Source organism: Enterobacter sichuanensis (assembly GCF_002939185.1).
GTDB classification, from domain to species: Bacteria; Pseudomonadota; Gammaproteobacteria; order Enterobacterales; family Enterobacteriaceae; genus Enterobacter; species Enterobacter sichuanensis.
Genome location: NZ_POVL01000183.1, coordinates 1 through 334 on the forward strand (window position 1 = coordinate 1; position 334 = coordinate 334).

Sequence of the window (334 nt, forward strand, 5' to 3'; positions counted from 1 at the left end):
ACCCAGAACATCGTCGCCATCTTTGATGGTCACGGTGCTGCCTGGCTTACCTTTACCGCTCAGTTCAGGACGCGCGTCATCGGTGACGGTGCCTGGTTTCAGGTTGCCCACGATCGGGCCCTGGTCATCCACCACTTCACCCACGGTGACCTGGTTTGGATCCGGATCGACGGTGAAAGAGATCCCCGGAGACGGTTCACTGGTGTTGCCTGACGGATCGGTTACGGTGGTGGTGATTTCGTGATCGCCTTTGTCCAGCGGTTTCTCTGGCGTATAGGACCACTTGCCCTCGTCATCCACAATAACGGAACCAATCTTCTCGTCGTTATCGTAG

1 protein-coding gene is annotated in these 334 nt (G+C 56.6%); it reads right to left on the reverse strand.

All coding sequences use genetic code 11. The annotated features are described in order from the left end of the window. Positions 1–334, reverse strand: a 334-nt coding sequence (locus C5687_RS24810; protein WP_158252244.1) for an Ig-like domain-containing protein, incomplete at both ends; no start/stop codon positions are given.